Origin of the sequence: Escherichia sp. WS338 (assembly GCF_046486405.1) — a bacterium.
GTDB classification, from domain to species: Bacteria; Pseudomonadota; Gammaproteobacteria; order Enterobacterales; family Enterobacteriaceae; genus Escherichia; species Escherichia coli.
Genome location: NZ_JBJQLL010000013.1, coordinates 77,938 through 100,717, shown reverse-complemented (window position 1 = coordinate 100,717; position 22,780 = coordinate 77,938). Strand labels below are relative to the sequence as shown.

Here is a 22,780-nt window from a genome sequence, read left to right as displayed (position 1 = left end):
TCGGTTTAAGCCGATGCGCATTAATTCAAACTGCCCACGTTTAGTGGTTCGTATCCCAGATTTCTCGCCTACCAGGAGAGGAAAATTATGTCTGAAAAGTTACCCGCACCGCGTGAAGGGCTTTCCGGTAAAGCCATGAGACGTGTCGTTATGGGCAGTTTCGCAGGCGCGTTAATGGAATGGTATGACTTCTTTATTTTTGGCACGGCAGCAGGACTGGTATTTGCACCGCTGTTTTATCCAGACAGCGATCCTTTTATAGGTCTTATAGCTTCCTTTGCGACCTTTGGTGTTGGTTTTCTGACTCGTCCTTTAGGTGGCATCGTCTTTGGTCATTTTGGCGATAAAATCGGGCGAAAAATAACACTTATCTGGACGCTGGCTATTGTCGGTTGCTCTACATTTTTGATTGGTTTTATTCCGACGTATCAGGAAATTGGCATTTGGGCACCGCTTGTATTAATGGTGCTGCGTTTGATTCAGGGCTTTGGTCTTGGTGGCGAGTACGGCGGAGCGGCATTGATGACCATAGAATCAGCGCCCGAATCCCGACGCGGATTTTTAGGTTCACTCCCGCAAACGGCTGCGTCTGTGGGTATTATGCTGGCAACCGGTATTTTTGCTCTCTGTAACCATTTTCTTACTTCGGAGCAGTTTCTCTCCTGGGGATGGCGCATTCCGTTTTGGCTTTCTGCGGTGATGTTGATCGTTGGGCTGTTTATCCGCCTGCATACCGAAGAAACGCTGGATTTTCAAAAGCAAAAAACGACGAATAATAAAGAAAAGTCCGTTCCTCCGTTGATTGAATTATTCAAAAAACATCCACGAAATATTTTATTGGCACTGGGTGCGAGGCTGGCGGAAAGTGTCTCCTCTAATATTATTAACGCCTTTGGTATTGTCTATATTTCCAGCCAATTAGCATTGTCGCGAGATATTCCCCTGACGGGTATGTTGATTGCCTCGGCGATCGGTATTTTCAGTTGTCCATTGGTTGGATGGTTATCAGATCGTATAGGTCAAAAAAGTCTGTATTTGTCGGGAGCAGGATTTTGTGTCCTGTTCGCGTTTCCTTTCTTCTTATTACTGGATAGCAAAAGTACGCTCATCATCTGGTGCAGTATGATCCTCGGCTACAACTTAGGTCCGACGATGATGTTTGCCGTGCAGCCAACACTTTTCACCCGCATGTTCGGTACCAAAGTACGATATACCGGCCTTTCTTTTGCTTATCAATTTTCCGCGATTCTTGGCGGACTAAGCCCCCTTATCGCCTCAAGTTTGCTGGCGCTAGGGGGAGGAAAACCGTGGTATGTCGCTCTGTTTTTATTTGCTGTCTCAGTTCTTTCCTTTGTTTGCGTCTGGCTGATTGAGCCGACCGATGAACAAGAAACCGCTTCTTACCGCTACATCAGGGAACAATCTCATGAAAACTGAACGAAAAAACGAGCATTACCTGGCGCTACAACAGGCGTTTGACGCGCCATGGCCTGGGCCTGTAGGAGAGTTAGTGACGCTGGAAAAAGGCAATATTCACCTGCAGATTTATCCGCATGATGGTGCCAGGATAACCTCGTTAAAGGCATTTGGTTCTGAAGTATTACGCCAATGGCAGCCGCAGCGCAGAGCTTTTCAGTATGGCTGTTTCCCAATGGTGCCGTGGGCAGGGCGACTGGGGAGTGCGACGCTGAATGCTGGTGGGCAATGTTATTCTTTACCCGCCAATAAACCACCACATGCGTTGCATGGTATGGCTTGTTACTCAACGTGGGAAATCATCGACAAAACAGCAGATTCCCTGACTTTACGTATGCCCCTGGCTTCACCGTGGCCCTGGCAAGGGGAAGTGATTCAGACTTTTTTGCTGGAGAACGATGCGCTGGTTTTGCAACTGGAAGTCCATTCATATGCCGATACATTCCCGGCCTCCGCAGGCTGGCATCCGTGGTTTGCGAAAAAGCTGACTCCGCAAAATACAGAATCGTTGCAGGTGCTTTTTGATGCGGACTGGCAAGAAGAAGCGGGTAGTGATGAACTGCCAACTGGAAATCGTATCTCTCCTCAAGTCGGTCCCTGGGATGACTGTTTTGGTTTTTATGACGGGGTGAAGGTTAAGTTACTGTGGCCTGGTAAACTCGCGATGACCATGACCTCTTCTGCAAACAGTCTGGTGGTATTTGATAAACAGCCCGATGCCACCTGTATTAACCCGCTGACTCAGGCACCTAACGCAATAAATCTAACGCCGGAATTTGTGACACCAGATAAGCCGCTGGTCATCGAAACTCGTTGGCAATTTACACCTGAATCTTAACCATTCATCTATTGCGAAAAAGCCAGTGAAATTACTCTGCTTTTTCGCAATCAGCATCACAAGATTACCCTTATTGCCACATAGCCAAACCCATCCTTTCCCGCTACAGTTAATTTCTTGTGGCGCGAAAGGAGGCAAAAATGCTCTATATCTTTGATTTAGGTAATGTGATTGTTGATATCGACTTTAACCGTGTGCTGGGGGCCTGGAGCGATTTAACGCGTGTTCCACTGGCTACGCTTAAGAAGAGTTTCCACATGGGCGAGGCGTTTCATCAGCATGAGCGTGGGGAAATTAGCGACGAAGCGTTCGCAGAGGCGCTGTGTCATGAGATGGCCCTGCCGCTAAGCTACGAGCAGTTCTCTCACGGCTGGCAGGCGGTGTTTGTCGCGCTGCGCCCGGAAGTGATCGCCATCATGCATAAACTGCGTGAGCAGGGGCATCGCGTGGTGGTGCTTTCCAATACCAACCGCCTGCATACCACCTTCTGGCCGGAAGAATATCCGGAAATTCGTGATGCTGCTGACCATATCTATCTGTCGCAAGATCTGGGGATGCGCAAACCCGAAGCACGAATTTACCAGCATGTTTTGCAGGCGGAAGGTTTTTCACCCAGCGATACGGTCTTTTTCGACGATAACGCCGATAATATAGAAGGAGCTAATCAACTAGGCATTACCAGTATTCTGGTGAAAGATAAAACCACCATCCCGGACTATTTCGCGAAGGTGTTATGCTAAAAACCATTCAGGACAAAGCCAGGCATCGTACCCGTCCACTATGGGCCTGGCTAAAACTACTCTGGCAACGCATTGATGAGGACAACATGACAACCCTGGCAGGTAACCTTGCCTATGTGTCGTTGCTCTCATTAGTGCCGCTGGTTGCCGTTGTTTTTGCGCTTTTCGCCGCTTTTCCCATGTTTTCCGACGTCAGCATTCAGTTGCGTCACTTTATTTTTGCCAACTTTCTGCCTGCTACTGGCGATGTTATTCAGCGGTATATCGAACAATTTGTTGCCAATTCCAACAAAATGACCGCCGTCGGGGCGTGCGGGCTGATCGTCACGGCGTTATTGTTGATGTACTCCATCGATAGCGCGTTGAATACCATCTGGCGCAGTAAACGAGCGCGACCAAAAATTTACTCGTTTGCCGTGTACTGGATGATTTTAACGCTGGGGCCGCTGCTGGCAGGGGCCAGTCTGGCGATCAGTTCCTATCTGCTCTCCCTGCGCTGGGCGAGCGATCTCAATACTGTCATCGACAACGTGCTGCGTATTTTTCCGCTGCTGTTGTCGTGGATCTCCTTCTGGTTGCTGTACAGCATTGTTCCTACCATCCGCGTACCTAACCGCGACGCGATTGTCGGCGCGTTTGTCGCTGCACTCCTGTTCGAAGCAGGAAAGAAAGGTTTCGCGCTTTATATCACCATGTTCCCGTCATATCAGCTCATTTACGGCGTGCTGGCGGTGATCCCCATTCTCTTTGTCTGGGTCTACTGGACATGGTGTATCGTCTTGCTTGGCGCGGAAATTACTGTCACTCTCGGGGAATACCGCAAATTAAAACAAGCTGCTGAACAAGAAGAAGACGACGAACCATGATTGCATTAATTCAACGCGTAACCCGTGCCAGCGTCACCGTGGAGGGAGAAGTGACGGGCGAAATTGGCGCGGGACTTTTGGTGTTATTGGGTGTCGAAAAGGATGACGACGAACAGAAAGCAAACCGTCTGTGCGAGCGTGTGCTCGGCTACCGCATCTTTAGCGATGCCGAAGGCAAGATGAATCTCAACGTGCAACAGGCGGGCGGCAGTGTACTGGTGGTTTCCCAGTTTACCCTCGCCGCAGATACCGAACGGGGGATGCGCCCAAGTTTCTCCAAAGGCGCATCACCGGATCGCGCAGAGGCGTTATATGACTATTTCGTCGAACGCTGCCGTCAGCAAGAGATGAACACGCAAACAGGACGCTTCGCTGCGGATATGCAGGTATCGCTGGTCAATGATGGCCCCGTGACATTCTGGTTGCAGGTATGAGCCAGCTTCCAGGGTTGTCACGGGAAACAAGAGAGAGTATCGCTATGTATCACCTTCGGGTTCCACAAACAGAAGAAGAATTAGAGCGTTACTATCAGTTTCGCTGGGAAATGTTGCGTAAGCCCCTGCATCAACCGAAAGGTTCGGAACGCGACGCGTGGGATGCGATGGCGCATCACCAGATGGTCGTCGACGAGCAGGGTAATCTGGTGGCGGTAGGCCGACTGTATATTAATGCCGACAATGAAGCGTCCATTCGCTTTATGGCCGTTCATCCCGACGTGCAGGACAAAGGGTTAGGAACGCTGATGGCGATGACCCTCGAATCTGTGGCGCGTCAGGAAGGTGTTAAGCGCGTGACCTGTAGCGCCCGCGAAGACGCGGTGGAGTTTTTCGCCAAGCTGGGGTTTGTTAATCAGGGAGAAATCACCACGCCAACCACCACGCCGATTCGCCATTTTTTGATGATTAAACCCGTTGCCACTCTGGATGATATTTTGCATCGCGGCGACTGGTGCGCGCAGCTGCAACAGGCGTGGTATGAACACATCCCGCTGAGTGAAAAAATGGGCGTGCGCATTCAGCAATATACCGGGCAAAAATTTATCACCACCATGCCGGAAACAGGCAATCAGAATCCGCATCACACGCTGTTTGCCGGGAGTTTATTCTCGCTGGCAACGCTCACCGGTTGGGGGCTTATCTGGCTGATGCTGCGCGAACGCCACCTCGGCGGAACGATTATTCTGGCGGATGCGCATATCCGCTATAGCAAGCCGATTAGCGGCAAACCTCATGCGGTAGCCGACCTTGGTGCCTTAAGCGGCGATCTCGACCGTCTGGCGCGCGGACGAAAAGCACGGGTGCAGATGCAAGTAGAAATCTTTGGCGACGAGACGCCGGGTGCAGTGTTTGAAGGCACGTATATCGTTCTGCCCGCGAAGCCATTTGGCCCGTATGAAGAGGGTGGGAACGAAGAAGAGTAGGGGCGTTTTACTTGACTGAAAAGGTTTTCAATCTGAAAACCTTTTCTGGGCCCTGGTCCGGAGTTACCTTCCCGCTCTCCAGGCAACATCCCGTAGCGCCGATCGCGCAGCCTCACTGATACCACCTAACTGAAAAAATCCGTGGATAACGCCAAGGTAGCGTTGGCAGGTGCATTGCACTCCTTGCCCTGTCATGCGGTGATACAACGCTTCACCTTCATCGCAAAGTGGGTCGTATTCAGCGGTAATGATATGTACAGGTGGCAAGCCATTGAAATCATCGCGCCAAAGAGGGCTGGCTTCAGGATGCCTGCGTTCAATGCCTGGCAGGTACATCTCAAAGCCGCTCAGTAAAGTGTCGCGTGTGATGATGTAATCGTGACCATTGCGTATGTAGCTTTCGAAATGCGCAGTCGCATCAAGCATGGGATAAATTAAGATGAGTTGTGCCGGTTGCCACTCGCCAGCACGCTTTAATCGCAAAGCTGTTACCAGCGCCAGATGTCCGCCCGCACTGTCACCGGCAAGAGTTATCCGTTGTTTATCAACGCCGAGTCGTTCGGCGTGTTGCCAGACTAATTCTGCACCTCGTTGCGCATCATCATGGGCGGCGGGGAAAGTATGTTCCGGTGCCAGCCGATACTGGACGGCAATAACCCGACATTGCCCGTAATAGGCTAACTGGCGCAGCTGGTTGTCGTGAGTTGCGAACCCGCCGCTAACAAAACAGCCACCGTAGTAATAAATTATCGTCGGGAGTAATGTCGGGGCATTCAGCGGTGACACTATTCGTAAGGTCATCGCTTCAAGTTCGATAGTCTGAATATCTACCCGCGTTTCTGTCTCACCCGCAAGGACAGCGCTGGCGATATAGCCCTCCCTGCGCTGCGCAATACTTTGTTGACGCGATGAGGGGCGACCCGCAGCGATAAACTCTTCGACTAACTCTGCAATTCCTTTTTCCAGTGCCATAGTAGAACTCATTTTGCTGTATGAATGTACAGTTTTATACACCCGTTTTTACTGGATGGATACAGGGAAATTCACGGGCGTGAAAAATCTGGAAAGCGCCTCGCAAATGTAAAGACAAACCCGGCAGAGACGTGGTTTTGCTGGAGCACTATCAGTAAGCTAGTGGTTTCAAGGGTACGTCAATGACGTACAAAAAGGATTGTTACTCTAAGCCAATGGCGTATAATTATGCTCTTCATCGAAACGGAAATTTTTACTGAAGATGTTCAAAAACTGCTGACCGACGATGAATTCAGTCGTTTTCAGTTTTTCCTGGCCTTGAATCCTGACTATGGTGAGGTAATACCTGAAACTGGTGGGTTAAGAAAGGTTCGATGGGTGTCAGGAGGAAAGGGGAAACGTGCTGGTGTCAGGGTTATTTACTTTCATCAGGTTAAACATTATGAGATCAGATTACTGCTTATTTATCGTAAGGGTATTAAAGATGATCTGTCTCCCCAGGAAAAAGCAATGCTCCGGTTGTTAAATACGAGGTGGTAAATGGATAAGGCACTTTTTGAGCGGTTGACTCACAGCATGGCCCAGATGAATGAAATTATTGAAGGAACGCGACAGCCTTCGCGGACTTTTGAAGTTGATGCTATGAAAATCAAAGAAATACGCCGCGCTTCAGGGTTGTCACAATCTAAATTTGCCGATCTTATTTCTGTAAGCGTAGACACGTTGCGTAACTGGGAGCAGGGGCGACGTTCACCGACCGGGCCTGCAAAGGCTTTGCTGCGAGCGATTGCCAATGATCCGCAACATGTGCTGCAAGCACTTAACCGTTAGAGGCATGGTTATGCCATACAGAAAGCACCAGCATTCAGAACTCCTGTGAAAGCGGCGTAGTGCCACCTGCTCAGGAGTTTTGCTATGACCCGTAATCGTGCTGACCGTTGCCACCCTATGATGCGATTAAAAAAACTCATCGTCGCGCCGATGATTGACGTCAATGCTATCGGATGATGTCAGGGGTGTTCCGGAAGGAATTCCTTGTTTCCCGAACTGTTACCAACAAAATTATAACGATGAGCAAGTTAAGACCGGTTGGTAGCAGTACTGACCGGTCTGTGATGGATGATTAATTTCACCTTAAATCCGGGTGCTGTTAGGATGCTGACATTTTTCGGCTACACCATTCAGATTATGCAAATAAAGATCCAATCAAAAAATAAACATCCCTGTATATAATATATTCATAGCACCTATAATTCATTTTGGGCGATAACTAAACCATTTTTGAGTAACAAATGAAACAACTGCAACGGACTTATTATTTCTGGAAAACGCCTCGCAAAAACAAAACAACATGCAAAAATCCGCTTTCGTTAATTAATTTTCCGGCGTAATTTTCGCACATACATTAATGAGTAATATATGTAAGGTATTGGTAATGGCGATGAATACGGTTTTTCTTCATTTATCAGAAGAGGCAATTAAACGGCTGAACAAGCTTAGGGGCTGGCGTAAGGTTTCACGATCTGCAATTTTACGCGAAGCGGTAGAGCAATATCTGGAACGTCAGCAATTCCCGGTGCGTAAAGCAAAGGGAGGCAGGCAAAAGGGGGAGGTAGTTGGTGTTGATGATCAGTGTAAGGAGCATAAGGAATGACAAAAAATTTATTATTCTTGAATATAAAAACCAGATGCCCTTATTCTGGTATTAATACAAGACTGTTTTACTTGAACTTATAATAACTGTAACTGTTACATCATATCTGGAAAACGCCTCGCAAAATACGAGAGATTTTGCGGGAATAGCAGGTGTCGTCACACCCTATGAGCTGTAATCCGGGCGACCAGCGCCACCCGGAAAACGTCAGAGATTACTCCCCTTCACCCGGGAACAGGAACGGGTTGATGGAACTGCGGGCGTAGCCTTCTTGCTCCATTCGCGCGTCCAGTACCAGAGAGGCGAGGTCATCTGCCACGGCTTCAACTTTCGGTTCTTTTTCCTGATAAAGAATCTTCAGGTAAGTGCCACAGTCATCGCAGCTTTCGGCTTTAATCGCGGCCTGTTCGTCATCCAGCGACCAGTAATGCAGTTTGCCGCTCTGCTCGCAGTTGCTGCATTTTACGCGCACCACGTGCCATTCGGTTTCACACAGGTTGCAATGCAGGTAACGCAGACCCTGAGTGGTGCCAATTTGCACCATGCTGGACACCGGCATAGAGCCACATACCGGGCAATATTGACGTTGTTCGCCGTATTCAGCGCGGGCTTTGCCGGGGATCAGATTAGCCATCTGCGCCCAGTAGAGCGACAGCGCAGCCCAGATAAACGGCGCTTTATCGCTGCTGACGGACGAGAAATCAGAGGCAAACAGTGCGCTGGCCATATCTTCCAGCTCCTGAGTCGATGCCTTCTCCAGATTCTCAATCACTGCCAGCGCCGGGCCGCTCATTTCAGGTTTCAGCTCAGCAATCAGCGCCATCAGCAGCTTTTGCCAGTGCTTATCACGCGGCAGAACGTGAATATCCAGCGGGGGCTTGCCTTGTGCGCTGGCTTCTTTAATGCGCGTGGTCAGATCCATCTCCAGCGGATGGTCGTACAGCACCACTTCCTGGGCGTGGGCGATAAGCGCAGCAAAGCGCAGGTAATCACCCAGCGGATTATTTTCTGCCAGCTCGCGCAGACGCTCGGCGCGGCGGTTGTATAAATTCTTGAGCCGAGGGAACAATAACGGCGGAATCATATCCGCCGTACGTTTCTCGCTCGAACCCAGCTCATCTTGCGGGATTATGCGAATACTCATTCAGCTTTCTTTTCCGTTGTCTTGCGGACCTCACGGTACCAGCGCGGGTGATGTTTCTTCGCCCAGGCGCTGGTAACCCATCCTTCCACCATGGCGGTAATCGTGCCTTTCACCCAAAGGGCGGCGTAGATATGCACCATGATAACCACAATTAACGCCACTGCGGCAAATGAATGCAGCATTAACGCGAATCGGATCACCGGGATTGAGAAAGCAGGCGCAAAATAAGGACGCCAGATAATCACGCCGCTCACCAGCAGCAGAACCAGGAAAATAATCGCCGCCCAGAAAACGCATTTCTGACCGAAGTTATAACGCCCGGTGTCACCTACTTCCTCGTTGACGACGATCTTACGAATATTCTTCGCCCAAAAGATATCATCCCGATTGATTAGGTTGTGATGCCAGTAACGGAAAAACATGATGATGAACGAGGCAAACATAACCACGCCGACAAACGGGTGCAGAATGCGCGCCAGCTGCGGTGTGCCCATGATTTGCATCAACCAGTTGAAGGACGGGAACAAAAAGCCCAGCCCGCTCACCGCCGCCAGGATGAAGCAGAAGGCGGTGATCCAGTGGTTGATACGTTCCGGCGCGGTGTAGCGCACGATGGTGTCACGTCGTTTCATTTGCGCTCCTCGTCTTTCTCTTCGTGCAGATTATTCTCTTCCTCATCCGCACGGTTCGGACCGACACCCACGTAGTGGAAGATACTGGCCGCAAAGGTAGCCGCAAAGCCAACAGCCGCGAGCGGTTTCCAGATGCCTTTCCAGAATTTCACGGTTTCGCTGATTTCCGGGTTCTCCGGCAAGCCATGATACAGATTTGGCTTGTCAGCATGGTGCAGCACGTACATAACATGTGTACCACCGACGCCTGCCGGGTCGTACAGACCCGCATTGTCGTAACCGCGAGTTTTCAGCTCCGCCACGCGCTCGCTCGCCAGCGTTTTCATCGACTCTTTCGTACCGAAGTGAATCGCGCCCGTTGGGCAGGTCTTCACGCAGGCCGGTTCTTGCCCAACCACCACGCGGTCAACGCACAGCGTACATTTGTAGACGCGGTTGTCTTCCGGGTTGAGGCGCGGAATGTCGAACGGACAGCCCGCAATGCAATAACCGCAGCCGATGCACTGCTCGGACTGGAAGTCGACGATACCGTTGGCATACTGAATAATTGCTCCTTCCGCCGGGCACGCTTTCAGGCAGCCTGGATCGGAACAGTGCATACAGCCGTCTTTGCGGATCAGCCATTCCAGTTTGTCGTTCTGCTCCACTTCCGAGAATCGCATCACCGTCCACGATTTGGCACTTAAATCATTGGGGTTGTCGTACACCCCAATGTTATTGCCGACGGTATCGCGAATGTCGTTCCACTCTGAACACGCCACCTGACAGGCTTTACAGCCGATACAGGTGGTGACGTCGATGAGTTTCGCCACTTCTTCCTGGAAGTCCCGCGCCTGAGGCGCGGGGGTCAGACCGTTAGTCGCGGAACGACGAATGATATCTTGAGATTGATAAGCCATATGTCGTCTCCGTTACACCTTTTCCACATTCACAAGGAAGGACTTAAACTCCGGCGTCTGCGTGTTCGCATCACCCACGAATGGCGTTAACGTATTGGCAATAAAGCCTTTTTTCGCAACGCCTTCATAGCCCCAGTGAATCGGAATACCGATGGTATCGATATCTTTGCCGTTCGCTTTCAGCGTGCGAATACGTTTGGTCACCACCGCTTTGGCTTTGATATAGCCACGGTTGGAGGAGACTTTCACAGTATCGCCCTGGGCAATGCCAAGTTTATTCGCCAGCGACTCCCCGATTTCCACAAACTGCTCTGGTTGCAAAATCGCATTCAACAGCGCGTGTTTGGTCCAGTAGTGGAAGTGCTCGGTCAGACGATAGGTGGTTCCGACATACGGGAACTTATCGGCTTTACCCAATGCTTCGGCGTCGTCTTTAAAGATACGCGCAGCCGGGTTCGAGATAACGTTTGGATGCAGCGGGTTAGTTCCCAGCGGCGTTTCAAACGGCTCGTAGTGTTCCGGGAACGGACCTTCCGCCATCTTATCGAGGGCAAACAGACGTCCCATGCCTTCCTGCTGCATGATAAACGGCCCTACGCCGCTGCCCGGAGGCGCTGCGCTGTAGTCCGGAATATCCCAGCCGGTCCACTTAGTGCCGTCCCATTTCAGCAACTGACGCTTCGGATCCCATGGGTTACCCTGCGGATCTGCGGAGGCGCGGTTATACAGAATGCGGCGGTTAAGCGGCCATGCCCATGCCCAGCCCAGCGTGTTACCGAGGCCAGACGGATCGGCGTTATCACGACGCGCCATCTGGTTACCTTCTGGCGTCCAGCTACCGGCGAAAATCCAGCAGCCACAGGAGGTCGTACCGTCATCGCGCAGTTGGGCGAACGAGCTAAGTTGTTGGCCTTTCTTGACGATAACCGCACCGGTTGCCGGATCGGTAATATCGGCCAGCGCCTTACCGTTGCTCTCCATCGCCACTTCTTCCGACTTCGGCTCATGCGGAATGGCGTAGTTCCAGGTCATATTCAGCACCTGGTCCGGGTTTGCGCCACCCTGTTCGGCATACATCTTGCGCAAGCGCAGGAAGATACCGGAGAGGATCTCGCCATCAGTCAGCGCAATCCCTGGGGCGTCCGCACCTTTCCAGTGCCACTGTAACCAGCGACCGGAGTTAACGATTGAACCGTTCTCTTCTGCGAAGCAAGTCGATGGCAGACGGAACACTTCGGTCTGGATCTTCGACGAGTCAACTTCGTTCAGCTCACCGTGGTTCTGCCAGAAGTTAGAGGTTTCAGTGTTCAGCGGGTCGATGGTGACGAGGAACTTCAGTTTCGACAGACAACCGATCACTTTGTTTTTGTTCGGGAATGAGGCAACAGGGTTAAAGCCCTGGCAGATATAGCCATTGACCTTGCCTTCTTTCATCATCTCGAAGTATTGCAGGACGTCGTAGCCTTTATCCCACTTCGGCAACCAGTCAAAGCCCCAGCTATTTTCCGCCGTCGCTTTATCACCAAAGAATGCCTTCATCATTGAGACGAAGAATTTCGGGTAGTTGCCCCAGTAGTTGACCTGGCCTTCCAGCAGTGGTTTTGGCGTGTTGGCAGCGAGGTAAGTTTGCAGATCGGTCTGCTTCTCGCTTGGCAACGTCATGTAACCTGGCAGACTCTGCGACAGCAGCCCCAGGTCGGTCAGCCCCTGAATATTGGAGTGACCGCGCAGGGCGTTAACGCCGCCGCCAGCCATCCCCATATTGCCGAGCAGCAACTGGATCATCGCCATCGTACGAATGTTTTGCGCACCAATGGAGTGTTGCGTCCAGCCGAGCGCGTAAAGGAACGAGGCAGTTTTATCGTGAGCACTGGTCTCAGCGATGTATTCGCAGACTTTCAGGAATGCGTCTTTTGGCGTACCACAGATGTTTTCAACCACATCTGGCGTGTAGCGGGAAACGTGCTGTTTCAGCAAGTTCCACACGCAACGTGGATGTTGCAGGGTAGTATCGCGTTTGGCGAAGCCGTTTTCGTCCAGTTCGTAAGTCCAGGAGGATTTATCGTACTTACGTTTTTCCGCGTCATAGCCGGTGAACAGGCCATCTTCAAAGCCGTAATCCTCACGCACGATCAGGCTGGCGTTGGTATAGGCTTCGGTGTATTCGCGGTTGAATTTTTCATTGTTCAGCAGGTACAGCAATACGCCTGACAGGAAAGCAATGTCAGTACCGGAACGAATAGGGGCATAGTAGTCAGCTACCGCCGCCGTACGCGTAAAGCGAGGATCGATCACAATCAGCTTCGCGCCATTGTGAATTTTGGCTTCCATCGCCCAGCGGAACCCGACCGGGTGAGCTTCAGCGGCGTTACCGCCCATCACCACGACGAGGTTGGCGTTCTTGATGTCGACCCAGTGGTTGGTCATCGCACCGCGACCAAATGTTGGAGCAAGACTTGCTACCGTTGGTCCGTGTCAGACACGCGCCTGGTTGTCGACCGCGAGCATACCCAGCGCGCGGGAGAATTTTTGCGTTAAATAGCCGGTTTCGTTACTCGACGCGGAAGCACACAGCATCCCGGTGGAGAGCCAGCGGTTAACGGTCACGCCTTCGGCGTTTTGCGCAATGTAGTTAGCATCGCGGTCTTCTTTCATCAGTTTGGCGATGCGATCAAACGCCTCTTCCCAACTGATTTGCTGCCATTTATCAGAACCTGGCGCACGGTATTCCGGAAACTTCAGACGGCTTTCGGAGTGGATGAAATCCACCAGGCCAGCGCCTTTCGGACAAAGTGCACCGCGGTTGACCGGGTGATCCGGGTCACCTTCGATATGGAAGATAGATGCTTTGGCGTTTTTTGCTCCGTCACCGAGGCTGTACATCAACAGCCCACAGCCTACGGAACAATAGGTGCAGGTATTACGGGTTTCGCGGGTGCGCAGCAGTTTATACTGCCGGGTTTCCGCGAGTGCTACGCTGGGTGCAAAACCCAGTGCCGCTGCCGTGGTGCCTGCCATACCGCCAGCGCAGATCTTAAAGAACTGCCTTCTGCTGACCTGCATGGATTGCTCCTTGTTTCGACATTGTCACGTCCCATTTACATTCGCTTGCTGCGTGTACAGGGAGTGGGAGTTATTTTTCTTTGCGGAAGGGGCCGCAAAGGTCCAGAATTGGCTCAATTTCCCTCCATCCAGGAAGGGTTTGTAACAGAATACCATAATGTTGGTGTGTGTGTTCTTATCTGGTTAAGAGAAAGTGAAAAAAACACAGCAAAAAGAAATCGAAAATGTGACAAATATCACAGGTGTTCGTCAAATTGAGTTATGGCGGCATGATGATTTACAACACCCACGGTTAGATGAGGTGGCGGAAGAAGTTCCCGTTGCGCTGGTCTACAACGGTATTTCGCATGTGGTGATGATGGCGTCGCCCAAAGACCTTGAGTACTTTGCGCTCGGTTTTTCGCTTTCAGAGGGGATTATCGAAAGTCCGCGCGATATCTTCGGCATGGATGTCGTTCCTTCCTGTAATGGTCTTGAAGTACAAATTGAGCTTTCCAGTCGCCGCTTTATGGGGTTGAAGGAGCGTCGCCGGGCACTGGCGGGACGTACGGGATGTGGCGTGTGCGGCGTGGAGCAACTTAATGACATCGGAAAACCGGTGCAGCCGCTACCGTTCACCCAGACGTTTGATCTCAACAAACTGGATGATGCATTACGTCATCTCAATGATTTTCAGCCAGTGGGGCAACTGACCGGTTGTACTCACGCCGCCGCCTGGATGTTGCCATCTGGCGAACTGGTCGGCGGGCATGAAGACGTGGGTCGCCATGTGGCGCTGGACAAACTGTTAGGCCGCCGGTCACAAGAAGGGGAAAGCTGGCAGCAAGGTGCGGTGCTGGTTTCCAGCCGTGCCAGTTATGAAATGGTGCAAAAGTCAGCGATGTGTGGCGTAGAGATTTTGTTTGCGGTGTCTGCCGCGACCACACTTGCTGTAGAAGTGGCTGAACGCTGTAATTTGACGCTGGTGGGCTTTTGTAAGCCGGGTCGGGCAACGGTTTATACCCATCCGCAGCGTTTGAGCAATTAATTAAAATAAGTCCTGCGATATATATTAAATTGCAGGACTTATTCATTTCGTGAATTTTATTATTTTATTTATAAACAAAACGCGTGTAGTGGCGTTAACGCCTGCGTTGCAACCTATTGATGGCGTGGCGGTGAGTTATATTGATGCTGCCGTAGCGTTGGGTAATACCATTAACGAAATGGATAAATATTACATCCAGGAAAATTATAAAGACGATGCGTTTGCGAAAGGGAAAACGCTGCACCAGACATTCTTAAAAAATCTGGAAGCCTTTGAACCTGTAGCAGAATCTTATCTTGCGGCGATTCAGGAAATTAATGACAAGCGCCAGCTTACGGAATTGAAAAATATTGAAGAAAGAGAAGGGAAAACATTCCACTACTACTACTCTCTGGCAGTCATGATTTCAGCGAAACAAATTAATAACCTGATATCGCAAGATAAGTTTGATGCAGAAGCGGCAATGAAGAAAGTGTCTGAACTGGAAACGCTGGTGGCGCAGGCCAAAGAAGCGGATAAAAGCGGCATGAATTTCTCGTTTATTAATTCGGCAGGCCAGTATCAACTCGAGGCTAAAAAATACGTTCGCCGCATCAGAGATAAAGTCCCGTACTCTGACTGGGATAAAGAGCAACTTCAGGACGCAAACTCAAGCTGGATGGCCGAAGACTCATTTCCCGAGAGCATTATGCGAGTACAACGAAATGGTCGATGAAATATTTCAGTCAATTGTAATCGCGGAGCGGGTTTGTGATGAGCGCGGATATGTCACGAAGTCGTGACAATATAAAGCAGAGTGAAGGATAAATTTTGTGAATAAAGTATCATTATTTAATGATTTTGTGAATGTTTAAATGTCTCAGATAATTTGTTTAAGCGTTATTTATATTTGTGGCTTATGAGTCAGCGTGAATCATATCTAATATTTTTTACGATATTTAGTTAAAAACGGCACTATTGTTATATTCCTCACGTTCCAGGAAATCAGCGGATTTACTCATATTATATGGCGGGATACTATCCATCGGCCTGCTGAAGTTGGATTAAAAATTCGAAAGTGCACACCTTATATTTCTCTATATACGTATTCCTTTTGGAAAGCGTAGGGTCTCTTTTATTTCAGGGAACGTAAATAATGAAAAAATCGACATTATCTTTAGCCATCGGTTTATTATTGGCATGTAGTACCGGAATGGCAAAAACACAGCATTTAACGCTGGAACAACGCATGGCATTGCTGGAAGAACGCCTGGAAGCGGCAGAAATGCGGGCAGCAAAAGCAGAGAGCCAGGTTAAACAGCTGCAGACACAACAAGCCGCTGAGATCCGCGAAATTAAGGCTGCCCAGGGCAATACGCCGGTAAATGGACAGGCAACGGCGGAATCTGCAAAGAAAAATTCCACCTCACCTAATCTTTTGCTCTCAGGTTATGGCGATTTAAAAATCTACGGCGACGTAGAATTTAATATGGATGCGGAAAGTAATCATGGCCTGCTGGCAATGACCAACGCTGATGTGAATAGCGATCCCACTAATGAACAGTGGAATCTCAATGGTCGTATTCTGTTAGGTTTTGATGGTATGCGAAAACTGGATAATGGTTATTTCGCCGGGTTCTCCGCACAACCGCTGGGGGACATGCACGGTTCAGTAAATATCGATGATGCGGTATTCTTCTTTGGCAAAGAAAACGACTGGAAGGTCAAAGTAGGTCGTTTTGAAGCCTACGATATGTTCCCGCTGAATCAGGATACCTTTGTTGAACATTCCGGTAATACTGCGAACGATCTTTATGACGATGGCAGCGGTTATATCTATATGATGAAAGAGGGCCGCGGGCGCTCTAACGCTGGCGGTAATTTCCTCGTCAGCAAACAACTTGATAACTGGTATTTTGAATTAAACACGTTACTTGAAGACGGAACATCTTTATATAATGACGGTAATTATCATGGACGCGATATGGAGCAGCAGAAAAATGTTGCTTATCTGCGTCCAGTAATTGCCTGGTCGCCGACGGAAGAATTCACCGTTTCCGCAGCGATGGAAGCGAACGTAGTAAATAATGCTTATGGTTATACCGATAGCAAGGGTAATTTTGTCGATCAGTCCGATCGTACCGGCTATGGTATGAGCATGACCTGGAATGGCCTGAAAACGGATCCGGAAAATGGCGTCGTAGTTAATCTTAATACCGCCTATTTAGATGCTAATAATGAGAAAGATTTCACTGCCGGGATTAACGCGCTGTGGAAACGTTTCGAGCTCGGTTATATCTACGCGCACAATAAGATTGATGAATTCAGCGGTGTAGTTTGTGATAACGACTGCTGGATTGATGATGAAGGGACGTACACCATTCACACCATTCATGCGTCTTATCAGTTCGCTAATGTGATGGATATGGAGAACTTTAATATTTACCTCGGGACGTATTACTCCATTCTGGATAGCGACGGTGATAAAAAACACGGTGATGATACTGATGACCGTTACGGGGCACGCGTTCGCTTTAAATACTTCTTCTGATGAAGGCGCGGTGCTGGATATTTTCCGGCACCGCAACTCATTAAGGCAGGTAAAACACTTCTTGCAGCTCGCTACTGACTGGGCTGTTATCCGGGTTAGTTGGCATAACGTCGGTCATATATTTCCACCAACGTTGGCAAACATCAGTACTGGCTACCGCATTCCACCGTTCTTCAGATTCAATCTCTACCGTGGCAAACAGCAGATTACGCGCTTTGTCGAGGTAAATGGCGTAGTTATGCGCACCGTGAGATTTCAACACTGCTTCCAGTTCCGGCCAGATTGGATTATGACGACGCTGATACTCTTCGTGGGCGTCGGGGTTAACCTGCATGACAAAGGCTTTGCGGATCATGTTTGCTCCTTACAGCGCCAGCGCACTGGCGAGTGGTGTAACGCCGAAACGCTGGCCGAGCGCTATCAGCTCTTCACGACTGATGGTCTGTTTCATGCCGCCCATCGAATAAACCTTCACTAATACTTGTGCTGATTTTTCTGCGGTGTCGATTAAACCGAATGTTTCATCCAGTGTCGGACCGCTGCCGAAGACGCCGTGGAAGGGCCACAACACCAGCGAATGTTTTTGCATTTCCTGTGCGGTCGCCTGGCCGATTTCGTCGGTGCCGGGCACCATCCACGGCAAAATGCCGACGCCATCCGGGAACACTACCAGACATTCGGTGCTGCCTTCCCACAGTTGGCGAGTGAAGACCGCGGTGTCGTTTTCCAGTACGTAGGTAAGGGCGATCAGGTTGGTGGCATGGCAGTGCATGATCACCCGATCTTTACCGTTGGTGGCTTTAATGCGTTCGCAGTGGGAGAGGAAGTGCGCCGGGAGTTCAGTGGTTGGAACGGCTTCGTGAGTTAGCCCCCAGAGAATGTGGTAGCCCGCGCCGTCGCTGTCGACTTTTACGACGCCTAAGTTAGCCGCAGGATCAAGCTGGACGTTACGGAAGAATTTGCCCGAGCCGGTGACAATAAACGGTGTATTTGCCAGTAAAGGCATGGGCTGGCTGAGCGGGATATAGCGCGGTTGTTGGTGAAAATTGTCGTGATATGGTGCGATATCGGCGTCATCCAGGCGCAGCGTCAGGTTGCCGCCGTTGCGCTCGTCCCAGCCTTTCAGCCAGGCATCGGTGGTGGCTTTGATCATTCCCTGGACAAACCAGGACTGGGTTATGTTTTGCATGTTCTGTGTTCCTGTTAATTGGACGTCCGTGCCTGTTGCCGGATATACGATCTGTAGGCCGGATAAGGCACTCGTGCCGCATCCGGCAATCAATGCCTGATGCGACGCTGTCGCGTCTTATCAGGCCTACAACTATTGCCGACCCGTAGGCCGGATAAGGCACTCGTGCCGCATCCGGCAATCAATGCCTGATGCGACGCTGTCGCGTCTTATCAGGCCTACAACTATTGCCGACCCGTAGGCCGGATAAGGCACTCGTGCCGCATCCGGCAATCAATGCCTGATGCGACGCTGTCGCGTCTTATCAGGCCTACAACTATTGCCGACCCGTAGGCCGGATAAGGCACTTGTGCCGCATCCGGCAATCAATGCCTGATGCGACGCTGTCGCGTCTTATCAGGCCTACAACTATTGCCGACCCGTAGGCCGGATAAGGCGCTTGCGCCGCATCAGGCAGTGTTTACCCGCGGCGACTCAAAATTTCTTTCTCATAAGCCCGCACGTTCTCCAGCCATTCGCTACCCGCTGGCGTATCGTGACGCTGACAATACATTTCCCATACCGCCTGCCACGGCAACGATTTCTGCTCTTCCAGTAGCGCCAGACGCGCAGTGTAATCGCCCGCCGATTCCAGCTTGCGTAGTTCAGCGGTAGGTTCCAGTAACGCACGTAGCAGGGCTTTTTTCATATTGCGTGTACCAATGACCCACGCGGCAATGCGGTTGATAGAGGCATCGAAGAAGTCGAGGCCGATATGCACCCGGTCGAACAGATCGTGACGAACAATCTCACTGGCAATCGCCTGGGTTTCATCATCCAGCAGCACTACGTGATCGCTGTCCCAGCGAACCGGACGGCTGACGTGCAGCAGCAACTGCGGCACATACAGCATGGCGGCGGAAATCTTGTCGGAAATCACTTCAGTCGGGTGGAAATGCCCGGCGTCCAGGCACAGCGCCGTCTGGCGGCTGGTGGCATACCCCAGGTAAAACTCATTGGAGCCAACCGTGTAGCTCTCCGCGCCAATGCCAAACAATTTGCTCTCAACGGCGTCGATATGGTGCGCCGGATCCAGCTTCTCGCTGATCACCTCATCCAGTGCTGCCAGCAAACGCTGGCGCGGAGCGAGACGGTCAACGGTGATATCTTTCATGCCATCCGGGATCCAGATGTTCATCACCGATGGCGTGCCAAGTTGCTCGCCAAAATAGGCCGAAACGCGGCGGCTGGCCTTGCAGTGATCAATCCAGAACTGGCGAATGCTGTCGTCGGCATGGGAAAGCGTAAAGCCATCGGCGCTTAGCGGATGCGAAAAACAGGAGGGGTTAAAATCCAGACCGAGCTGATTGGATTTCGCCCATTCAACCCAGTTTTTGAAGTGCTCTGGTTTGATTTGGTCGCGCGAGACTGGCGTATCGGATTCCAGATAGATGGCATGTAAATTAAGCCGTTTCGGACCCGGAATCAGCCGCATAGCTTGTTCCAGATCGGCACGTAGCTCGCTGGCATTACGCGCTTTGCCCGGATAATTGCCAGTAGCCTGAATCCCCCCGGTCAGCGAACCTTCCGGGTTTTCAAAACCGGAAACATCATCGCCCTGCCAGCAATGCATTGACACGGGTAAACGATCAAGTTGGCGCAGCGCCTCCTCGACATCAATCCCTACCGCTGCGAAACGCTGTTTCGCCAGCTCCCAGGCCTGTTCCAGTTGAGTGGTCATGCGCAAAGCTCCTTTGTCTGTCGTGTAGAGTGAATCTGCGCCACATAGTGGGCAATTTCACTGTCAGGATTAGGGGTAAAGGTGGTCAGATTCGCGGTGGTGCTGACGACCTGACGGAAATCATCCACATTGTTGAGTTCATCCAGCGTCATTAACTGGATGCCGATATTGCCGAGCGTCGAGGCTTCAACTGGCCCGGCGATCACCCGAATACCGCAGGCATCGGCACATAACTGGTTGAGCAGCGCGTTCTGGCAGCCGCCGCCGACAATATGCAGTTGCGAGAAATCTTCGCCGCGTAGCTGCGCCAGTTCATGCAACACATCGGCATACAGCAGCGCCAGACTGTCGAAAATACAGCGCGCCAGTTCAGCATCACTTTCCGGGATCGGTTGCGCCGTTTCCCGACACGCAGCCTGAATTTCGCTGCACATCTCGTCAGGATTAATAAAGCGATCGTCATTGGGATTGATGATGAAGCGGCAAGCCGGCAGTGCCTGTGTCGCGGCGATAAGCGCCGGGAGATCGTTGATTTGCCGCTCCTGAAGCACCCGCTGAAGCAGCCATAAGCCCATAATATTTTTCAGCACCCGATAGCGACCTTCCGCCCCACCTTCATTGGTGATATTGGCGGCCAGCGCCGTGTCATTGGTAAATGGCGTCTGGCTTTCGAAGCCCATCAATGACCAGGTGCCCGAAGAGAGATAAGCGGCGTGTGAACCGTTTAACGGCGAGGCGATAACCGCGCTGGCGGTATCATGGCTGGCAACGGCGACCACCGGAATCTCATTACCCTGCGGGCAAATCCAGTGACCTATGACATTACCCGGATGCGTCGGGCGACCAAACCAGGCTTTGTTGGCACCGCTCCACGCCAGTAGCGACTCGTCCCAGTCGTCGCTATTGATATTGACCAGTTGCGTGGTCGTGGCGTTGGTGTACTCCCAGTTCATCTCGCCGGTCAGGCGATAACTAAAGTAATCCGCCATCAGCAGAGCGTGAGCAATGTGTGGAATAAGTTCAGGTTGTTGCTCTGTCAGTGCATGCAACTGATAAAGCGTATTGAAGGGCAGAAACTGGATGCCGCTACGTTGATAAATATTGCGTTTGCCGAGTTGTTGTTGTGCCTGCGCCATCAGGCCATTGGTGCGGCTATCGCGATAAGCAACGGGCAGGCCCACGCGCTGACCCTGTTGGTCGAGCAGCACAAAGTCCACGCCCCAGGTATCAATCCCAATGCTATCGATACGAATCCCTTCCTCGCACACCTTGTTTAGCCCAAGGCGAATGGCACTTTCCAGGCTATCCACATCCCAGGTGACATAACCGTTCTGGCTATGCAGCCCATTTTTAAAACGATGGATTTCGCGCAGCGTCAGGCTGCGGCATTCACGCTCGTAACGCGCCAGCATCACGCGCCCACTGGATGCGCCGAGATCGACGGCGACACAATTGCGAAAGGTCATAATGTGATCCTGCTGAATTTCATTACGACCAGTCTAAAAAGCGCCTGAATTCGCGACCTTCTCGTTACTGACAGGAAAATGGGTCATTGGCAACCAGGGAAAGATGAACGTGATGATGTTCACAATTCGCTGAATTGTGGTGGTGTGATGCTCACCGCATTTCCTGAAAATTCACGCTGTATCTTGAAAAATCGACGTTTTTTACGTGGTTTTCCGTCGAAAATTTAAGGTAAGAACCTGACCTCGTGATTACTATTTCGCCGTGTTGACGACATCAGGAGGCCAGTATGACCGTATTACATAGTGTGGATTTTTTTCCGTCTGGTAACGCGTCCGTGGCGATAGAACCCCGGCTCCCGCAGGCGGATTTTCCTGAACATCATCATGATTTTCATGAAATTGTGATTGTCGAACATGGCACGGGTATTCATGTGTTTAATGGGCAGCCCTATACCATCACCGGTGGCACGGTCTGTTTCGTACGCGATCATGATCGGCATCTGTATGAACATACCGATAATCTGTGTCTGACCAATGTGCTGTATCGCTCGCCGGATCGATTTCAGTTTCTCGCCGGGCTGAATCAGTTGCTGCCACAAGAGCAGGATGGGCAGTATCCGTCTCACTGGCGCGTTAACCACAGCGTGTTGCAGCAGGTGCGACAGCTGGTTGCACAGATGGAACAGCAGGAAGAGGAAAATGATTTACCCTCGACCGCCAGTCGCGAGATCTTATTTATGCAATTACTGCTCTTGCTGCGTAAAAGCAGTTTGCAGGAGAACCTGGAAAACAGCGCGTCACGTCTCAACTTGCTTCTGGCCTGGCTGGAGGACCATTTTGCCGATGAGGTGAATTGGGATGCCGTGGCGGATCTATTTTCTCTTTCGCTGCGTACGCTACATCGGCAGCTTAAGCAGCAAACGGGACTGACGCCTCAGCGTTACCTGAACCGCCTGCGACTGATGAAAGCCCGACATCTGCTACGCCACAGCGAGGCCAGCGTTACTGACATCGCCTATCGCTGCGGATTCAGCGACAGTAACCACTTTTCGACGCTTTTTCGCCGAGAGTTTAACTGGTCACCGCGTGATATTCGCCAGGGACGGGATGGCTTTCTGCAATAACGCGAATCTACTCAACGTAT

The 22,780-nt window shown here is 51.0% G+C and carries 21 protein-coding genes and 1 pseudogene; 13 read left to right on the top strand and 9 right to left on the bottom strand.

What is annotated here, in order from left to right:
- The first annotated feature begins 87 nt into the window (after nt 1–87).
- The 6 genes from ACJHWT_RS13810 to fabY all read left to right on the top strand — a co-directional run bounded on the left by ACJHWT_RS13810 (nt 88) and on the right by fabY (nt 5,340).
- Nucleotides 88–1,437, top strand: a complete 1,350-nt coding sequence (locus ACJHWT_RS13810) for an MFS transporter (protein ID WP_001291199.1) — start codon at nt 88–90, stop codon at nt 1,435–1,437.
- On the top strand, nt 1,427–2,314 hold the full coding sequence (locus ACJHWT_RS13805; RefSeq protein WP_001318160.1) for an aldose 1-epimerase: 888 nt from the start codon (nt 1,427–1,429) through the stop codon (nt 2,312–2,314). The genes ACJHWT_RS13810 and ACJHWT_RS13805 overlap by 11 nt, the downstream gene beginning before the upstream one ends.
- Nucleotides 2,315–2,454: 140 nt before the next feature.
- Nucleotides 2,455–3,054: a glucose-1-phosphatase gene (yihX, locus tag ACJHWT_RS13800; protein ID WP_001315111.1), complete on the top strand. Its 600-nt coding sequence runs from the start codon at nt 2,455–2,457 to the stop codon at nt 3,052–3,054.
- The gene (locus tag ACJHWT_RS13795; protein ID WP_000920762.1) at nt 3,048–3,920 is read left to right on the top strand and encodes a virulence factor BrkB family protein; all 873 of its coding nucleotides are present in this window, start codon (nt 3,048–3,050) and stop codon (nt 3,918–3,920) included. Before yihX ends, ACJHWT_RS13795 begins: the two co-directional genes overlap by 7 nt.
- A complete protein-coding gene (gene dtd / locus ACJHWT_RS13790) occupies nt 3,917–4,354 on the top strand; it encodes a D-aminoacyl-tRNA deacylase (protein ID WP_000560983.1) in 438 nt (145 codons plus the stop codon). The genes ACJHWT_RS13795 and dtd overlap by 4 nt, the downstream gene beginning before the upstream one ends.
- A 44-nt stretch (nt 4,355–4,398) precedes the next feature.
- Nucleotides 4,399–5,340 (top strand): fatty acid biosynthesis protein FabY, encoded by a 942-nt coding sequence (gene fabY / locus ACJHWT_RS13785; RefSeq protein WP_001297068.1) that lies wholly within the window; start codon nt 4,399–4,401, stop codon nt 5,338–5,340.
- Nucleotides 5,341–5,403: 63 nt separating this feature from the next.
- On the opposite strand, the gene ACJHWT_RS13780 is transcribed toward fabY, so the two are convergent.
- A complete protein-coding gene (locus ACJHWT_RS13780) occupies nt 5,404–6,312 on the bottom strand; it encodes an alpha/beta hydrolase (protein WP_001318161.1) in 909 nt (302 codons plus the stop codon).
- Between the two features lie 228 nt (nt 6,313–6,540).
- Here ACJHWT_RS13780 and ACJHWT_RS13775 point away from each other — a divergent pair, with 228 nt between their 5' ends.
- From ACJHWT_RS13775 to ACJHWT_RS13765, 3 genes are all read left to right on the top strand, one after another.
- On the top strand, nt 6,541–6,852 hold the full coding sequence (locus tag ACJHWT_RS13775) for a hypothetical protein (protein ID WP_000897305.1): 312 nt from the start codon (nt 6,541–6,543) through the stop codon (nt 6,850–6,852).
- Complete coding sequence (gene nadS, locus ACJHWT_RS13770; protein ID WP_000356397.1) at nt 6,853–7,143, top strand: NadS family protein; 291 nt, start codon at nt 6,853–6,855, stop codon at nt 7,141–7,143. It begins immediately after the preceding gene.
- Nucleotides 7,144–7,747: 604 nt separating this feature from the next.
- On the top strand, nt 7,748–7,966 hold the full coding sequence (locus ACJHWT_RS13765; RefSeq protein ID WP_001295676.1) for a CopG family transcriptional regulator: 219 nt from the start codon (nt 7,748–7,750) through the stop codon (nt 7,964–7,966).
- Nucleotides 7,967–8,180: 214 nt separating this feature from the next.
- Here the strand turns inward: ACJHWT_RS13765 and fdhE are convergent, their stop codons facing one another.
- The 4 genes from fdhE to fdnG are packed head-to-tail and all read right to left on the bottom strand — an operon-like array spanning nt 8,181 to nt 13,704.
- Nucleotides 8,181–9,110, bottom strand: a complete 930-nt coding sequence (gene fdhE / locus ACJHWT_RS13760; protein WP_000027720.1) for a formate dehydrogenase accessory protein FdhE — start codon at nt 9,108–9,110, stop codon at nt 8,181–8,183.
- Complete coding sequence (gene fdoI / locus ACJHWT_RS13755) at nt 9,107–9,742, bottom strand: formate dehydrogenase cytochrome b556 subunit (protein WP_000829013.1); 636 nt, start codon at nt 9,740–9,742, stop codon at nt 9,107–9,109. Before fdoI ends, fdhE begins: the two co-directional genes overlap by 4 nt.
- Nucleotides 9,739–10,641, bottom strand: coding sequence for a formate dehydrogenase O subunit beta (fdoH, locus tag ACJHWT_RS13750; protein ID WP_000331377.1), 903 nt, complete (start codon nt 10,639–10,641; stop codon nt 9,739–9,741). Before fdoH ends, fdoI begins: the two co-directional genes overlap by 4 nt.
- A 12-nt stretch (nt 10,642–10,653) precedes the next feature.
- Nucleotides 10,654–13,704 carry a formate dehydrogenase-N subunit alpha gene (fdnG, locus tag ACJHWT_RS13745; RefSeq protein WP_077249483.1) on the bottom strand — a complete coding sequence of 1,017 codons (3,051 nt, stop codon included), beginning with the start codon at nt 13,702–13,704 and terminating at the stop codon, nt 10,654–10,656.
- A 193-nt stretch (nt 13,705–13,897) separates the two neighbouring features.
- On the opposite strand from fdnG, the gene fdhD reads away from it, so the two are divergent.
- From fdhD to ACJHWT_RS13730, 3 genes and pseudogenes are all read left to right on the top strand, one after another.
- Nucleotides 13,898–14,731, top strand: coding sequence for a formate dehydrogenase accessory sulfurtransferase FdhD (fdhD, locus tag ACJHWT_RS13740; protein ID WP_000753582.1), 834 nt, complete (start codon nt 13,898–13,900; stop codon nt 14,729–14,731).
- A gap of 88 nt (nt 14,732–14,819) precedes the next feature.
- Nucleotides 14,820–15,513: pseudogene (locus ACJHWT_RS13735) on the top strand (YiiG family protein); the annotation flags it as partial.
- 353 nt (nt 15,514–15,866) lie between these two features.
- Complete coding sequence (locus ACJHWT_RS13730) at nt 15,867–17,261, top strand: carbohydrate porin (protein WP_000749944.1); 1,395 nt, start codon at nt 15,867–15,869, stop codon at nt 17,259–17,261.
- 40 nt (nt 17,262–17,301) lie between these two features.
- Here ACJHWT_RS13730 and rhaM read toward each other — a convergent pair whose 3' ends face one another.
- The 4 genes from rhaM to rhaB form a co-directional block, all read right to left on the bottom strand.
- A complete protein-coding gene (gene rhaM, locus ACJHWT_RS13725) occupies nt 17,302–17,616 on the bottom strand; it encodes an L-rhamnose mutarotase (protein ID WP_000619506.1) in 315 nt (104 codons plus the stop codon).
- A gap of 9 nt (nt 17,617–17,625) precedes the next feature.
- The gene (gene rhaD / locus ACJHWT_RS13720; RefSeq protein ID WP_001179750.1) at nt 17,626–18,450 is read right to left on the bottom strand and encodes a rhamnulose-1-phosphate aldolase; all 825 of its coding nucleotides are present in this window, start codon (nt 18,448–18,450) and stop codon (nt 17,626–17,628) included.
- A gap of 460 nt (nt 18,451–18,910) precedes the next feature.
- Nucleotides 18,911–20,170: an L-rhamnose isomerase gene (gene rhaA / locus ACJHWT_RS13715; protein WP_001318162.1), complete on the bottom strand. Its 1,260-nt coding sequence runs from the start codon at nt 20,168–20,170 to the stop codon at nt 18,911–18,913.
- Nucleotides 20,167–21,636, bottom strand: coding sequence for a rhamnulokinase (gene rhaB, locus ACJHWT_RS13710; protein WP_000144044.1), 1,470 nt, complete (start codon nt 21,634–21,636; stop codon nt 20,167–20,169). Before rhaB ends, rhaA begins: the two co-directional genes overlap by 4 nt.
- Nucleotides 21,637–21,923: 287 nt before the next feature.
- Here rhaB and rhaS point away from each other — a divergent pair, with 287 nt between their 5' ends.
- Nucleotides 21,924–22,760 carry an HTH-type transcriptional activator RhaS gene (rhaS, locus tag ACJHWT_RS13705; protein ID WP_000217148.1) on the top strand — a complete coding sequence of 279 codons (837 nt, stop codon included), beginning with the start codon at nt 21,924–21,926 and terminating at the stop codon, nt 22,758–22,760.
- The last annotated feature ends 20 nt before the right edge of the window (nt 22,761–22,780 follow it).

What these genes read in the sequence shown, in the direction of transcription:
- ACJHWT_RS13810 (WP_001291199.1), top strand. Translation starts at nt 88, where the DNA reads ATGTCTGAAAAGTTACCCGCACCGCGTGAAGGGCTTTCCGGTAAAGCC.
- ACJHWT_RS13805 (WP_001318160.1), top strand. Translation starts at nt 1,427, where the DNA reads ATGAAAACTGAACGAAAAAACGAGCATTACCTGGCGCTACAACAGGCG.
- yihX (WP_001315111.1), top strand. Translation starts at nt 2,455, where the DNA reads ATGCTCTATATCTTTGATTTAGGTAATGTGATTGTTGATATCGACTTT.
- ACJHWT_RS13795 (WP_000920762.1), top strand. Translation starts at nt 3,048, where the DNA reads ATGCTAAAAACCATTCAGGACAAAGCCAGGCATCGTACCCGTCCACTA.
- dtd (WP_000560983.1), top strand. Translation starts at nt 3,917, where the DNA reads ATGATTGCATTAATTCAACGCGTAACCCGTGCCAGCGTCACCGTGGAG.
- fabY (WP_001297068.1), top strand. Translation starts at nt 4,399, where the DNA reads ATGTATCACCTTCGGGTTCCACAAACAGAAGAAGAATTAGAGCGTTAC.
- ACJHWT_RS13780 (WP_001318161.1), bottom strand. Translation starts at nt 6,312, where the DNA reads ATGGCACTGGAAAAAGGAATTGCAGAGTTAGTCGAAGAGTTTATCGCT.
- ACJHWT_RS13775 (WP_000897305.1), top strand. Translation starts at nt 6,541, where the DNA reads ATGCTCTTCATCGAAACGGAAATTTTTACTGAAGATGTTCAAAAACTG.
- nadS (WP_000356397.1), top strand. Translation starts at nt 6,853, where the DNA reads ATGGATAAGGCACTTTTTGAGCGGTTGACTCACAGCATGGCCCAGATG.
- ACJHWT_RS13765 (WP_001295676.1), top strand. Translation starts at nt 7,748, where the DNA reads ATGGCGATGAATACGGTTTTTCTTCATTTATCAGAAGAGGCAATTAAA.
- fdhE (WP_000027720.1), bottom strand. Translation starts at nt 9,110, where the DNA reads ATGAGTATTCGCATAATCCCGCAAGATGAGCTGGGTTCGAGCGAGAAA.
- fdoI (WP_000829013.1), bottom strand. Translation starts at nt 9,742, where the DNA reads ATGAAACGACGTGACACCATCGTGCGCTACACCGCGCCGGAACGTATC.
- fdoH (WP_000331377.1), bottom strand. Translation starts at nt 10,641, where the DNA reads ATGGCTTATCAATCTCAAGATATCATTCGTCGTTCCGCGACTAACGGT.
- ACJHWT_RS13730 (WP_000749944.1), top strand. Translation starts at nt 15,867, where the DNA reads ATGAAAAAATCGACATTATCTTTAGCCATCGGTTTATTATTGGCATGT.
- rhaM (WP_000619506.1), bottom strand. Translation starts at nt 17,616, where the DNA reads ATGATCCGCAAAGCCTTTGTCATGCAGGTTAACCCCGACGCCCACGAA.
- rhaD (WP_001179750.1), bottom strand. Translation starts at nt 18,450, where the DNA reads ATGCAAAACATAACCCAGTCCTGGTTTGTCCAGGGAATGATCAAAGCC.
- rhaA (WP_001318162.1), bottom strand. Translation starts at nt 20,170, where the DNA reads ATGACCACTCAACTGGAACAGGCCTGGGAGCTGGCGAAACAGCGTTTC.
- rhaB (WP_000144044.1), bottom strand. Translation starts at nt 21,636, where the DNA reads ATGACCTTTCGCAATTGTGTCGCCGTCGATCTCGGCGCATCCAGTGGG.
- rhaS (WP_000217148.1), top strand. Translation starts at nt 21,924, where the DNA reads ATGACCGTATTACATAGTGTGGATTTTTTTCCGTCTGGTAACGCGTCC.